Origin of the sequence: Kosakonia sp. (assembly GCF_032104925.1) — a bacterium.
In the GTDB taxonomy this organism is placed as follows: Bacteria; Pseudomonadota; Gammaproteobacteria; order Enterobacterales; family Enterobacteriaceae; genus Kosakonia.
Window position 1 is genome coordinate 174,028 of the sequence record NZ_DAMCGF010000004.1, and the last position, 13,840, is coordinate 187,867.

Consider the following 13,840-nt stretch of genomic DNA (forward strand, 5'->3'; position numbering starts at 1 on the left):
AGGAGCATGCTATGGATAAAGTGATAGTTATTACCGGCGCATCCAGCGGGATTGGCGAAGGTATGGCCAGAGAGCTGGGCAACGCAGGCGCGAAGGTGTTATTAGGGGCCCGCAGACGGGAGCGTATCGAAGCCATTGCTGCAGAAATACGCAGCGCGGGCGGTATCGCCGAAGCGCGTGAGCTTGATGTCACCAGCCGCCAGTCGATGGCCAGCTTCGTGCAGGCGGCGCTGGATCAATGGGGCCGCGTCGATGTTCTGATCAACAATGCGGGCGTCATGCCGCTCTCTCCGCTTGCCGCCGGCAAACAGGATGAATGGGAGCGAATTATTGACGTGAATATCAAAGGCGTGCTCTGGGGCATTGGCGCTGTGCTTCCCGTGATGCAAGCGCAGGGTTCCGGTCAGATAATCAATATTGGCTCTATTGGTGCCCTGTCTGTCGTGCCAACCGCCGCCGTCTATTGCGCCTCAAAATTCGCAGTACGCGCGATTTCGGATGGTTTACGCCAGGAAAGCCCAAATATTCGCGTGACCTGTGTCAATCCCGGCGTGGTGGAAAGTGAACTTGCCTCAACCATTACGCATCCGGAAACCAGAGCGGCGATGGATGTGTACCGTTCTGTGGCACTTAAACCAGCGGATATAGCCCGTGCCGTGCGGCAGGTCATTGAAGCCCCTGAGAGCGTGGATACAACAGAAATAACCATCAGACCGACCGCGTCAGCCAACTGATATTCCTGACTGATGACAGGCGTTAATGTCCGTTATCATTTCTGCGCATCGTCGGGGCCAGGGTCATGCAGCCATTGACGGCAGGAGAACCACTTATCTCCCCTGCCGGGTTGCTGGCCCTGATAGTAAAGCCGGTTTATTGCCCGGAGTCAGCAGAACATCCCGCAACATCTTCTGGAAAATATGCTCTGCAGGTGACCTGCATACCTGTACTGGCAGCCCCTACCCGCCAGGCTACTGGTATCGCAATGGCTTTCTTTTGACGAACAGACGGCCCACTTCCCGCACATAACTGAACATCGTTTCCTCCAGAACGGCCCCCTTTGTCCCAGAAAAAACTTTTTAAACATTAAGGTATAATCGTCTACCGGGAGGATGAGCACAGTAACGCCTGTGAAGTGTCTGGATAATGGGTCAGCATTGATCCGTCGTATGGTTGTGAGGCGCCATGATGAGCCAGGCCATAATTAAATAGCCGCCAGTGCGCCACGGATCTGAACGATGAATCTGAGTTCAATAAACCGTGCGCGGATACATACGTTGCATCCATCCGGCGTACCGGAAACTCTTTTTTACAGGGTTCGTTAAGCGTTGATTGCTTCAAAAAAATTACCGCATTTGTTATATTGTTGCTCATTGCTTATTCACCTCTGCGGTGCCAAAAAGAACAAGATTCACCGCAACCCAGGATTATAAAATGTTAGATTACCGCTTCCCGACAGCTTTGCAGATGGTTCTCAGCGTAGCGATGGCGGAGCAAGTGGGTGAACGTTCGACGAGTGCGATTCTGGCCTACGGCCTGGAAGCGAATCCGAGCTTTATCCGCAAATTAATGGTGCCGCTCACGCGTGACGGCATTATCGTCTCAACGCTTGGCCGCAACGGGTCTATTCACCTTGGTCGCCCGGCGGAAGAGATCACCCTGCGCGATATCTACCTTTCCGTCATCGAAGATAAAAAATTGTGGGCGTCGCGTCCTGACGTACCGGCACGTTGCGTGGTCAGCGCTAACGCCTGCTGGTACTTCAAGTCTATCGCCGAAGAGGCGGAGCAGGCGTCATTACAGGTATTAGCGCGCCACACCGTGGCAAGCGCGCTGGAAGAGGTGAAAAAAGCCGATACCAGCGGATGGGATCCCGTGCCGGAACTTATTGCCCAGTATAAAAAAACCTCTTAATTATTTACTTATTGCGAAAAAAAACCGCCTTCACAATGAAGGCGGTTTTTTTGTATCTGCAACTACTTACGCAGGCAAAACGTCATTTACCGGTTTACCGCGCGTCACAAATTTACGCAGCGTAACGTAAAACACCGGTGTTAAGAACAGACCAAACAGCGTCACGCCCAGCATACCGGAGAACACCGTGATCCCGGTGACGCCGCGCACTTCTGCACCCGCGCCGTGGCCGAGGATCAGCGGGATCGTGCCGGCAATAAAGGCGATGGAGGTCATAACAATCGGGCGTAAACGCAGGCGGCAAGCCTCCAGCGCCGCTTCCATGATCCCTTTCCCCTGGATTTCCAGCTCGCGGGCAAACTCCACGATAAGAATCGCGTTTTTACACGCCAGCCCCATCAGTACCACCAGACCAACCTGCACGAAGACGTTGTTATCGCCACCGGTCAGCCAGACGCCAAACAGTGCGGACAGCATGGTCATCGGGACGATAAGGATCACCGCCAGCGGCAGCGTCCAGCTTTCATACAGTGCGGCCAGCACAAGGAAAGCCAGCAGAACCGCGACCGGGAAGACAATCAGCGCCGTATTGCCCTGCGTGGCCTGCTGGTAGCTCAGATCCGTCCATTCAATATTCATCCCGTTCGGCAGGATCTGCTTAGACATCCCGTCCAGTTGCGTCATCGCCTGCGAGGAAGAGAGAACGCGAGGGTCGGCATCACCAATAAGATCCGCCGCCGGATAACCATTGTAGCGAATCACCGGATCCGGCCCGTAGGTGGTACTGATATTCACCATACTGCCGATCGGCACCATTTCGCCCTGATTATTACGGGTGCGCAAATTCGCAATATCTTCCACGCTATCGCGAAACGGCCCGTCGGCCTGCGCCATCACGCGCCAGGTACGGCCAAACTGGTTGAAATCGTTAACATACGACGAGCCCAGATAGGTTTGCAGCGTACCGAACAGATCGGTTAGCGACACGCCCTGCGCTTTCGCCTTATCACGATCAACCTGCACATCCAGCTGCGGAACGTTAGCCTGGTAGGTTGAGATGGGGAAATGCATCCCCGGCGTCTGCATAATCGCACCGGACATGGTGTTCACCGCACTTTGCAGCGCGCCATAGCCAAGACCGGCGCGATCCTGGATGTACAGCGAATAACCAGAGCCCTGACCCAGCCCTAAAATCGGCGGCGGCAAAATGGAGAAACCAAAGCCCTGCTGGATCTGCGCGATTTTAGCGTTGATCTCAGCGTTAATTTCCGCCGCGGTATGTTTACGCTGGTCGAACGGCTTCAGGCCAAAAAAGACCGTCCCGGTATTCGGCGTGTTGGTGAACTGCAACGCGTTAAGCCCAGGAAAAGCGACCGCATAATCCACGCCTTCGGTATTCATACCGATTTCGCTCATTTTGCGGATCACCGCATCGGTACGGGCCAGCGAAGAGCCTTCCGGCATCTTCACGCCGCCAATCAAATAGAGCTTATCCTGTGTCGGAATAAACCCGCCGGGTACGGCTTTAAACATGACGCCAGCGGCACAGAGCAGCAGCACATAAACGACAAACACCGCACCACGTCGACCAAGCGTTTTACCAACCAGCCCCTGATAACCGTTCGAGCTACGATGGAAAAAGCGGTTAAACGGACGGAAAAGCCAACCGAACAGACGATCAATAAGCCTCGTCGGGAAGTCTTTCGGTGAGCCATGCGGCTTCAACAGCAAGGCAGCCAGAGCCGGAGAGAGCGTCAGCGAGTTGATGGCGGAGATCACCGTCGAAATCGCGATCGTCACCGCAAACTGTTTATAGAACTGACCGGTTACGCCGGAGAGAAACGCCATCGGCACGAACACCGCGCACAGTACCAGCGCAATCGCGATAATCGGCCCGGACACTTCTCGCATCGCCTGATGCGCCGCCTGCAGGGGCGCAAGCCCCTCTTCGATATTTCGCTCGACGTTTTCCACCACCACGATGGCGTCATCCACAACGATACCGATAGCCAGTACCAGCCCGAACAAGCTCAGGGTGTTAAGCGAAAAGCCGAGCAGGTAGAGAATGCTGAACGTGCCCACGACCGAGACCGGCACCGCGATCAGCGGAATAATCGACGCGCGCCAGGTTTGCAGGAACAGGATCACCACCAGCACAACCAGCACCACCGCTTCCAGCAACGTTTGCACGACCGCGCGAATGGAATCGCGAACAAAAACTGTCGGATCGTAAGGCGCCGCCCATTTCATATCTTCCGGGAAACGCGTGGCCAGCTCGTTCATTTTGGCGCGTACCGCGTTAGACAAATCGATAGCGTTCGCCCCCGGAGACTGGAAGATACCAATCCCGACCGCGTCTTTATTATTAAGCTGAGAACGCAGCGCATAGCTGCCGGAACCCATTTCAATACGCGCTACGTCGCGCAGGCGTACTACCGAACCGTCTTGCGCCGTTTTCAGAACAATATTGCCAAACTCGTCTTCCGTATGCAGACGCCCCTGGGCGTTAATGGAGATCAGAAAATCGCTCTCTTTCGGCAGCGGCTCCGCGCCAAGTTGCCCGGCGGAAACCTGTACGTTTTGCTCCTGCATCGCCGTCACAACATCAGAGGCTGTTAACCCGCGAGCCGCCACTTTATTGGGATCCAGCCAGATGCGCATCGCGTATTCGCCCGAACCGAAAATCTGAATCTGGCCGACGCCGGGCAGACGCGCCAGTTCGTCTTTTACTTTTAGCGTGGCGTAGTTACGCATATACAGTGAATCGTATTTCCCGTTGGGCGAAAACAGATGCACCACCAGTGTCAGCGTCGGTGATTGTTTCTGGGTGGTGATGCCCAAACGCCGCACATCTTCCGGCAGACGCGCCTCCGCCTGTGATACGCGGTTTTGCACCTGAACCTGCGCCTGATCGGGATCCGTACCCGGACGGAAAGTGACGGTGGTCACCAGTACGCCGTCGGAGCCTGCGACAGATTTCATGTACATCATGTTTTCAACGCCATTGATCGCTTCTTCCAGCGGCGTCGCCACCGTCTCGGCAATCACTTTCGGGTTGGCGCCCGGATACTCCGCGCGCACCTGCACGCTTGGTGGAACAACGTCAGGGTATTCGCTAACCGGCAATAGCGGGATGGCGATCAATCCGGTGACAAAAATCAGGATCGACAGCACCGCGGCGAAAATCGGCCTGTCGATAAAAAAGCGGGAAAAGTCCATGTGTCGGATTCTCAGATAAGGGATCAGTTGAGGGCGGCGCTGGCGTTCATGGCAACGGTTTTCGCGTTAACCGGCATCCCCGGCATAAACACTTTTTGTAAACCATCGACGATGACTTTATCGCCAGGGTTCAGCCCCTTCTGCACAATGCGTAAACCGGCGGCCAGACGCCCCGGCGTGATATCGCGACGCTGCGCTTTCCCGTCTTTATCAACGATATAAACATATTTGCGATCCTGATCGGTCAGCACCGCTTTGTCGTCGATAAGCGTGGCTTTGAATTCAGCGCTGCCCGGCAGACGTACGCGGGCAAAAAGCCCCGGCGTGAACTGACGCTGCGCGTTATCCAACAGCGCGCGCATCCGGATCGTGCCGGTACTCGGCGTTAACTGATTATCCAGAAAATCCACTTTGCCCTGATGCGGGTAGCCATCCTCCCCGACAAGGCCAATTTCCACCGGTAGCGCCAGGTGATTACTGGACGCCCCCTGCCCGCTGCGGGCGAGGTTTTGATAGTGGAGGTAGGTCGACTCATCCACGTCAAAGTAGACGTAAACGCTCTTCTGTGAGACCAGCGTGGTGAGGACGCTGGCGCTGTCACCCGCCGTGACCAGATTTCCGCTGGTGATCAACGCCCGGCTGGCGCGACCATCGATAGGCGCGGTCACTTTGGTGAAATCCAGGTTCAGTTGCGCGGCATCAACTGCCGCCTGCGCGGCGCGAATGTCGGCCTGCGCCTGAATGGCGGCCGAACGGCGCTGCTCCCACTCCTCACGGGAAACCAGATGGGTATTAATTAATTTATCGGTACGGTTAGCCTCACTTTGCGCCAGGCTGGCCTGCGTTTTGGCTCTCGCCAGCGTCGCCTGCGCCTGTTCCAGCGCGGCGCGATAGGTTCTGTCATCAATGGTGAACAGCACCTGACCCTTTTTCACTTCCTGGCCGTCGGTGTAATTCACTTTATCAATGTAGCCGGAGACGCGGGGGCGGAGCTGAACACTCTCCACCGCTTCAATCCGTCCGTTGAAACTATCCCACTGGCTAATAGATTTCACTACCACGTCAGCGGCGCTGACGGCGGGAGCTTGTGGCACGGCATTTTGCGCGACACCGTTATCACATCCGACAAGCAGTACAGAGAGAAACATCGCTCCCAGTGCATTCAGATGATACTTAACCCAAGGTTTCTGCAGGCTCATTATTTTTATTCCGCTAATTGTAGCCGCCGGGCAAGACGCAGCGGGAGACGCTACGCCACTTCCTTTGTCCGGGCTGGCTTCAGGCCATTTGTGCCGTTCATCGCCACAAAACTGTAACAGTTGCCAATACACTATCGCGGGGATTGTAGGGAGGCGCTAAATTTAGTGCAAGAATAATTGATACACTTTATGTGCTGTTTGAAACAGGGGTAAAAGTCGCGTTTCCGGCAAGGATTTAAATGCAACAATAAAACTTGCAATTAATCTAAAAACGGGTCACCTTTAAATGCAACAGACAAAGATGCTTTTTAATAAGCAGCGTGAGGGCAACAAGATGAACACTGGCGCATTTATTCACGATTTACTCGACTGGATCGACAACAACCTGGAAAGCCGTCTGGACATTGAGACCGTCTCCAGGCGGGCAGGCTATTCGAAATGGCATCTCCAGCGGCTCTTCAAAGAGCATACGGGTTATCGTCTCGCCGAGTATATCCGCGCGCAAAAGCTGCAAAAATCGGTCGAGCGCTTAACCCACAGCGACGAGCCGATTGTGAACGTGGCGATCGCGCTAGGCTTTGACTCCCAGCAATCCTTTAACCGCAGCTTCAAGCGTCAGTATGGGCAGGCACCCGGCGCATGGCGTCGCAGTGTCGGCTGCCCGCAGGCACAGCAATCACGCCAGCAATCCACATAGCGCGTTGTGGTTTTCGCAAAGGCATTCAGGATGAAGATGAAATTGTCGGCCTGATAGCAGCAGGCCATCAATATGTGGGGGCTGGTTGCCGCGGGCGGTTTGACGTTTCCTTAAAATAGCCGTCCAGAAAAAACCCGGCACGGCATCATTCTGGTATGAAGAAGCGTGACGTGAGCTATTTACAAACCACATCATCCTTTTTCGATCACATACCAAAGCGGCCATGCTTGTTTTTCCGTAAAAATCTCACCTCCGCCCTCTTCTTCTGAGAATGTAATCTCCCTGACCAAACTACATGCCGTAATTATTCGAATAATTTACGCACCCACCGATACATAAGTTTCGTTTCGTTGATATTTATCCCCCGGTCAAACGCACTAGCTGATCAGGGATGATGTCGCTAATCTGCCACCCTTCTGCCTGTTAAGCGCTGGCGGGTGAGCAAGTGCCTGCCTGTATCAACCAGATCGGTGAGCCCAGTTCAGCAGCGGATATTGAACTGATAAACGTCGTGGCCGTACAGGATCCGCTAAACGCGGCGTATCAGTTCATCGAAGATGGCTAATAGCAAACGGTTTAAAATACCCCTCCTTTGCCGGAGGGCTGTTCCCGTCATCGCTGACTGCGTCAAACGATGTTGCGTAATAAACAATCAGCGTCATCAGCACCGGCAGAGTTCCATCGCATACCTTTTTAGTCTTCTGGCGCATTCGTCACCGGGAAAGGGATCCAGTTTTTTGCGCAATCCGTCGAGGCAGCCGATCGTGGTAACGATGCTTTTCCCGGCGGCACCGGTGAGACGCCATCGGGGCCAATGCGGATCTGCGCCGATTCAATTATCCAGCGGGCAGTCTTGCTGAAAGAGACGCCGTTCAGGGCAAATTGCAGAGGATGAGCCGCGTCATAACCGCGTAATATCAACTGGCCGCTTTCACCGGAAATATGATTCAGGGAGATATCGCGATAGACAGGAATGTTGTTACCGCTTGCGTGCGCATCATAGCGCGTATCAAAGTCGAGCGGCCGACGATTCCCGCGCATACAAACATTTTCGTAGCGCACATCGCTGACAATGCCGCCCCGGCTGATATCACTTTTGATACGAAGCCCGGAAGTTGTGCCATCAAGTGTCAAGTCACGCACCCGAATGTCACTGACACCGCCGACGGTCTCGCTACCAATCGACATCCCATGTCCCCAGTAAAAATGGTTATCCACCAGAACCACATGCCGCGTGGCGCCACCCGCGCCCGCTTTAATCGCCACGTTATCGTCACCGGTTCTGATGAAGCTGTGGGCGATGAGGATATTCTGCGACGAAATGGGATCAATGCCGTCGGTGTTACGGGCATCCGCTGGGGTATCAATACGCACGCCCCAGAACGTCGCATCGCGGACGTTTTTCAGGGTGACATGGAATCCTGGCGAATTTCGCAGTGTGATGCCGTGAAAAATAATATGGGAGGCATCCTCTATTTCAATCAGGCGAGGTACATTCTGTGCCCCGCCTTCCGTCTGCGCGCGGCGAGCCAGTTGCCACCATGATTCATCCTGTCCTTTTATCGGCTTACCGCCCTGCCCGTCAATAATCCCTTCGCCGACAATGCCTCCACCGTCAGTGCGGCTAAAAAGGATAAAGGGTCGGCAGCCATTCCCTTTATGATCGACAGTTCCACAATGGCCATTTTTGTCGTATACACGTGGGTCACTATTTGCTACCAGCATTGCCCCTTGCGAGATCCAGAGTGTGACGCCAGATTTCATGCTCAGCGGTCCGCTGGAAAAACGCCCCGCCAGAAGCTGTAAAACCTCACCCCGGGGGCAGTTATCAATCGCCGACTGAAGTCGTCGGGTATCGTCTGCCGATGAAGACGTCAGCTTTGCGCAGACAGGCGCAGGCAGCACAGGTTCTGGCACATCAGCACTCTCCAGGGCCGATAGCGCCGCGCTGAAGCCGGATACCGGGAAAAAAATCAGGCTGGCAATTATTCCTTTCACATTACGGCGCAGAAAAAACATAATTATCCCGACATTAGAATTGTTGAAGTATTGTAGAAGTGCTGTGATGAAAACACCGGGCGAATTCGTTTTCAGTTGAAGTGACGTTTAAGTTCGGCAGCCAAAAAGTGTTAGGATGTTTCTTCTTTTTATTTTTGCGATTACCATTCAGCATTAATTCATAGTCCTCAAAGCGTGAGGGATTTTGCAAACCGCATTGGCTTTTCATATTGCTTTCCTCTTAATCTCATGGAAAACAGATATCGCTTTATGCTTACTCATTACCATCCAGCTTTGTAAAAACACGCCCGGATGTTGCCTCAAGGATGTTCACCACACGCTTCAGTGCTTCGAAATCGGAATAAAACTGTTGGCCTAACGGCGTATTTCTCGCAATCTCAATGCAATAATTCAGGGCGTTTAGCGCATGGTGTGCATGGTAAAGGCAAAGCGTGGCGTTACTGTCCAGACGGGCTTTGGATAATATGCGGACATCCTGTTCAATACCGGCTCTGATACCATCCAGTTTTAAGTACAATAAGCGCAACGCGTCGGGTTCATCAGGTTCCAGTAACAACACATTAATCAGCCCAATGGATTCTTTAAAATTTTTAACGATTGCGTTAATAACATCACACCCGTCATATGCCATGTTCACTCCGTAAAAAGCCATTAATGCCATTAGTGTCACTTGATATAATTAATGTTGTTATCCAGAGGCATGAAAAAGTAAACGGCATTGCCATAAACTAAAAATCACAGCCGGGAACACAAACGGTGACGCGCTAATTTTCATTAGCAGAGTTTATCTTTATAAAATTAAACCTGAATACAATAACATTATTTAATCAATGCTCGCAGCATAACCGTATTAATAGTGTGAGTATCGTTGATATTGCTTTTTACCGGCACAGAGCAACGGGTTCGGTGCGTATTTCAAAGACTGTGACGTTGCCTGTCAGACTATCCCTTTATCGCGCGCCTGCTGAGCACGCTGAATAAAGCGCATGGTGTCGAGTAAATTATCCTTCTCAGCGTCAGTAAGATTGGGAGACACCGTTTTCTCCGCCAGTAAAGCCCGGTCAGTATAAGAGAGCGTTCCTGCCCGAAGCCGCTGACTTATGGTCAGTAGCAGAAGTTTGTCCAGTTCATTAATACGCCGTCTGATCCCATCAAGATCCAGGAGGGTAACAAAGGATTCTGGTCGGGGTAACCAGTCTGCCAGATAGCGATACTGTATCGCTTTTCCCGCGTTCATCAGCGCACTGATGAACGGCTCCACGGACTGCGGCTCCAGACCAGCCTCGCGCGCGGTGCTGCGCGCCTGCGATATTACTTTTTGTTCCCGGGCTACATCTTCCACCGGCAAATGGTACTTCACCTTGTAAGCTGCAACTTCTCTCATTAACGCCATACGTTCGGTTAAGAGTGATGAAAGGGCACTGAGACAAATGGGCGCAGATGCTCCTGCAAAAAAGCTACCGGACATACAGAGTGTCGATACGAAAATTTTCATCATCATCCCTCAAAGAAAGGTGCCAACCCTAATTTACCTGTGCAAATATAACCATTAGTTACTATTTCGTTTCTGGATGTAAGAACTTTGTTATAAGCGGCGTCAACTTTTCGAGCAGCGCATGTCGTTCCAGCGCGTACGGATACAATCTTCTCCTCGAACACCCATTTGCATGGTTCTCCGTAGTTAAAAAATGGTTGCGGGATAGACAGCAAGCCAGCACCACGGCAAAGCGCTAACAGGCACCGTTCACTTTTCATTAATTCAGTTGCGTTATTATTTCATCAAAGCGGCTTTGCGTAAGAAAATGTAACGCGCTGATATCAATATGGATTCATCGACAGAACGCAAATCTTGTACAGATTTGCGATTTCAATAATGGGGAAAAGCACCAGTCAGGTTCGTTTGAACTGCACGTTGCCCATGGCAAATGCGTAATTCCTTACAGGGAAGCAGGCTCACACACTCAGCGGGGTTCTCATCTGCATGCACGGTTATTGATACGTAATTATTTACAAGTCATAGTCTTGCCCTCGCCCTTAAGCGAAGCGCTTACCTGGAAAAGCGGGCTTTTTTGTCTGTCGTACAGGGAATGGAAATCCGGGAACGGGAAGAGAACGGCCTGTTTGCATCCCGCAAAAAATAAAACCCGGTTTCCCGGGTTTTATCGCTAACTATCAACGCCGTCAGTCGTACGCTTTTAGCGTGCGCTGGCAGAGCGCGGAGCGTACGCAGTCGTCTTTATTAAAGCGTACAACGCCAATCATCTCGTCTTCCTCAAAACGTGCCAGCGCGTCGCTCAAGCCCGATTTCACACCGGATGGCAGGTCACACTGGGTAATATCACCGTTGACAATAACGGTCACGTTCTCCCCGAGGCGCGTTAAAAACATTTTCATTTGCGCAGCCGTGACATTCTGAGCCTCGTCGAGAATGACCACCGCATTTTCAAAGGTACGTCCGCGCATATAGGCGAACGGCGCGATTTCCACCTTACCGATCTCTGGTCGCAGGCAGTATTGCATAAAGGACGCCCCCAGGCGTTTCAACAGCACGTCGTAAACGGGCCGGAAATAGGGAGCGAACTTCTCCGAAATATCACCGGGTAAGAAGCCGAGATCTTCGTCGGCCTGCAGAACCGGTCGGGTTACAATAATCCTGTCCACGTCCTTATGGATCAGGGCTTCCGCCGCTTTCGCCGCGCTGATCCACGTTTTCCCGCAGCCGGCTTCACCGGTTGCAAAGATCAGTTGTTTACTCTCGATAGCATTCAGGTAGTGCGCCTGAGCTTCATTGCGCGCTGCAATTGGGGAAGTATCACGGCTGTCCCGCGCCATGCCAATTGCTTCTACGCCACTCATCTGCACAAGCGAGGTGACCGACTCTTCTTCACGTTGTTTATGGCTGCGTGAATCACGTCTCAGCACGCGTTTCGCTTCACGACGAGCTTTGATCACTGCTTTTTGTCTTCCCATGGATAGCACCTTGAGTTGTTGGTTTACATCACACACGTCGCTATCGACGCGATTATGCGCACAAACGTCTGAGGGTTGGCTTCCTTGTAAGCCATGACTTGCCTTTGAAAATGACGTGCCAACGCGACGAACAGCATCGCCTGTCACATCGTCAACATCAGGAATGAAAAAGAAGGAGGAAAATTCAGGGGTGAAGAAGTCGCTGCCGGAGGTCGCACCGCCGTGCCGGGTTTTGCGTGGTCTTTTTGTCTGTCCGCTACTGGACTTTACCATCCGCGATCTCCAGAAAAACTTCATCACCGCAGGGGATAACGCTCTCACTAATTACATCAAAGCTTAGCATCATTGCAACATTATTTTTACCTAACTATAACGTGCATGACCTCTGCGTCGTTGAACAGAGTCTCGGTTATGAATATTACAGAAAGATAACAGATACTTTCTCATACGAAAAAATGATATCTGGATGGCAGAAAAAGTATGTCAGGATGCAACAGATGACAGATTATCCTGCCCGGTGGCGGGCAGGATAGGATCTTCACGCTTCGAGCAGAGATTGCGCCAGATAGCGATTTGCCGCTTGTACGCCGGGCAATACAAAGAAGTAACCGCCGCCAATCGGACGAATGTACTCTTCCAGCGCCTCGCCGTTCAGACGCTTTTGTACCGTCAGAAAGCCTTTTTCCAGATCATGTTGATAACAAACGAACAGCAACCCCATATCCAGCTGACCGGAGTTGGTCACGCCGAGCGAGTAACTATAACCACGCCGCATCATCAGGCTGGATTGGGTCTCTTTCGTCCGTGGGTTCGCCAGGCGAATATGGCTGTCGAGAGCAATGACATCACCGTCTGGATCGCTGGCATAATCCGGAACGTCATGCTCATTCTTCATGCCCAGCGGCGCACCAGAATGCTTATCGCGCCCGAAAATGGTCTGCTGCTCTTTCAACGGGGTACGATCCCAGAACTCCACGTGGAACTGGATAATACGCACTGCCTGGTAACTGCCGCCCACCGCCCACGCCGGTTCGCCCTGCTCTTCCGTCACCCACACCACCTCGTTCATCAACGCATTATCGCGGCTGTCCGGATTGGCGGTGCCATCTTTAAAGCCCAGCAGGTTAACCGGCGTCTCTTTGCCTTTGCTGCGCGCCGCATGGTCAGAGATAAACCCTTCCCTTTTCCAGCGCACGCTGAGTAAATCTGGCGTGTGCTTGATGATGTCACGCAGTGCGTGAATCACCGTGTCCTGTGTGTTGGCGCAAATCTGGATCAGCAAATCGCCGTGACACAGCGCCGCGTCGAGCGAATCGTTAGGGAAACGCGTCATCTTTTGCAGCTTTTTCGGCATCTGCTCGCGCAAACCAAAACGGTTATCGAACAGCGATTCGCCCACGGAAACCGTCATCGTCAGGTTATCCGGCGCGATATAAGCGCCGAGAATACCGGAGTCCATTGGCGGTAAGCGTGGGTTCGTTGTTTCCGGAGCCGGGCCGCCGGAGGTCAGAAACGTGATGCGCTGCGTCAATAAGCGGAACAGCCGTTCGAGATCGGCTTTATCAGCAGCCAGCACATCAAACGCCACCAGCATCATTGACGCCTGTTGCGGCGTCAAAATACCGGCCTGATGCACGCCCAGGAAAGGCTGCTTCTCCATCCGCGCATCCGGCGAAAGCGTCCCCGGTGCGCTCTTCGGTGTTACCGCATGCGCCACCGGGCATCCGCCAGCCAGCGCAAGCGCGCTGCCCAGCGCGCCCATACTTTTTAATAAACGACGCCGGGAAGGTTCGCTGACGTCGTTGTTATCCTCTTGCTTCATGGT

General features: G+C 52.9%; 11 protein-coding genes. 3 read left to right on the top strand and 8 right to left on the bottom strand.

The window, feature by feature from the left end; translation table 11 throughout:
• The first annotated feature begins 11 nt into the window (after nt 1-11).
• Both RT644_RS10145 and RT644_RS10150 read left to right on the top strand, forming a co-directional pair.
• Nucleotides 12-734, top strand: coding sequence for an SDR family oxidoreductase (locus tag RT644_RS10145; RefSeq protein WP_313626533.1), 723 nt, complete (start codon nt 12-14; stop codon nt 732-734).
• A 697-nt stretch (nt 735-1,431) separates the two neighbouring features.
• Complete coding sequence (locus tag RT644_RS10150) at nt 1,432-1,911, top strand: RrF2 family transcriptional regulator (RefSeq protein ID WP_020457333.1); 480 nt, start codon at nt 1,432-1,434, stop codon at nt 1,909-1,911.
• A gap of 66 nt (nt 1,912-1,977) precedes the next feature.
• Here RT644_RS10150 and oqxB read toward each other — a convergent pair whose 3' ends face one another.
• Together oqxB and RT644_RS10160 are read right to left on the bottom strand one after the other, a co-directional pair.
• A complete protein-coding gene (oqxB, locus tag RT644_RS10155) occupies nt 1,978-5,130 on the bottom strand; it encodes a multidrug efflux RND transporter permease subunit OqxB (protein WP_313626534.1) in 3,153 nt (1,050 codons plus the stop codon).
• Between the two features lie 23 nt (nt 5,131-5,153).
• Complete coding sequence (locus RT644_RS10160) at nt 5,154-6,329, bottom strand: efflux RND transporter periplasmic adaptor subunit (protein ID WP_020457331.1); 1,176 nt, start codon at nt 6,327-6,329, stop codon at nt 5,154-5,156.
• A 334-nt stretch (nt 6,330-6,663) separates the two neighbouring features.
• Between RT644_RS10160 and RT644_RS10165 the strand changes: the two genes are divergently transcribed.
• Nucleotides 6,664-7,026 carry a helix-turn-helix domain-containing protein gene (locus RT644_RS10165; RefSeq protein ID WP_044489829.1) on the top strand — a complete coding sequence of 121 codons (363 nt, stop codon included), beginning with the start codon at nt 6,664-6,666 and terminating at the stop codon, nt 7,024-7,026.
• Here the strand turns inward: RT644_RS10165 and RT644_RS10170 are convergent.
• From RT644_RS10170 to efeB, 6 genes are all read right to left on the bottom strand, one after another.
• Complete coding sequence (locus tag RT644_RS10170; protein WP_313626536.1) at nt 7,006-7,251, bottom strand: hypothetical protein; 246 nt, start codon at nt 7,249-7,251, stop codon at nt 7,006-7,008. The two genes, RT644_RS10165 and RT644_RS10170, sit on opposite strands and share 21 nt — an antisense overlap.
• A gap of 468 nt (nt 7,252-7,719) precedes the next feature.
• A complete protein-coding gene (locus RT644_RS10180) occupies nt 7,720-9,045 on the bottom strand; it encodes a glycosyl hydrolase family 28 protein (RefSeq protein ID WP_313626538.1) in 1,326 nt (441 codons plus the stop codon).
• A gap of 253 nt (nt 9,046-9,298) precedes the next feature.
• The gene (locus RT644_RS10185; RefSeq protein WP_313626540.1) at nt 9,299-9,706 is read right to left on the bottom strand and encodes a hypothetical protein; all 408 of its coding nucleotides are present in this window, start codon (nt 9,704-9,706) and stop codon (nt 9,299-9,301) included.
• Between the two features lie 276 nt (nt 9,707-9,982).
• Nucleotides 9,983-10,546, bottom strand: coding sequence for a chorismate mutase (locus RT644_RS10190; RefSeq protein ID WP_409521844.1), 564 nt, complete (start codon nt 10,544-10,546; stop codon nt 9,983-9,985).
• A 680-nt stretch (nt 10,547-11,226) separates the two neighbouring features.
• On the bottom strand, nt 11,227-12,015 hold the full coding sequence (gene phoH, locus RT644_RS10195) for a phosphate starvation-inducible protein PhoH (protein ID WP_017456289.1): 789 nt from the start codon (nt 12,013-12,015) through the stop codon (nt 11,227-11,229).
• 538 nt (nt 12,016-12,553) lie between these two features.
• The gene (efeB, locus tag RT644_RS10200) at nt 12,554-13,837 is read right to left on the bottom strand and encodes an iron uptake transporter deferrochelatase/peroxidase subunit (RefSeq protein WP_313626542.1); all 1,284 of its coding nucleotides are present in this window, start codon (nt 13,835-13,837) and stop codon (nt 12,554-12,556) included.
• Nucleotides 13,838-13,840 lie beyond the last annotated feature (3 nt).